This window comes from Streptomyces sp. AC627_RSS907, assembly GCF_019049165.1.
Window position 1 is genome coordinate 1 of sequence record NZ_JAGMUE010001570.1, and the last position, 546, is coordinate 546.

Consider the following 546-nt stretch of genomic DNA (forward strand, 5'->3'; position numbering starts at 1 on the left):
CACGGGGGCCTTGCCCTTGCCCTTGTCGGGCTGGCGGTAGCCGGTGCCGAGCAGTTCCTCGGTGTCGACCTCCTCGCGGGCGATGGTCGCGACGATGTCGTTGATCTTCTTGCGGAGCGGCTGCGGGTCGATGCCGCGCTCCGTGTTGTAGGCGATCTGCTTCTCGCGGCGCCGGTTGGTCTCCTCGATGGCCATGGCCATGGCGCGGGTGACCTTGTCGGCGTACATGTGCACCTGGCCCGAGACGTTGCGCGCCGCGCGGCCGATGGTCTGGATCAGCGACGTCCCCGAGCGGAGGAAGCCCTCCTTGTCGGCGTCGAGGATGGCCACCAGGGAGACCTCCGGCAGGTCGAGGCCCTCACGCAGGAGGTTGATGCCCACCAGCACGTCGTACTCGCCGGCGCGCAGTTCGCGCAGCAGCTCGACGCGGCGCAGCGTGTCGACGTCGCTGTGCAGGTACCGGACCTGGATGCCCAGCTCGACCATGTAGTCGGTGAGATCCTCGGCCATCTTCTTGGTGAGCGTGGTGACCAGGACGCGCTCGTC

Annotated in this window: 1 protein-coding gene; it reads right to left on the reverse strand. The window is 68.1% G+C overall.

Features of this window, described 5'->3' with window-relative positions:
• On the reverse strand, positions 1-546 hold a 546-nt coding region (locus KUM32_RS43045), incomplete at both ends, for a helicase-related protein (RefSeq protein ID WP_302185282.1).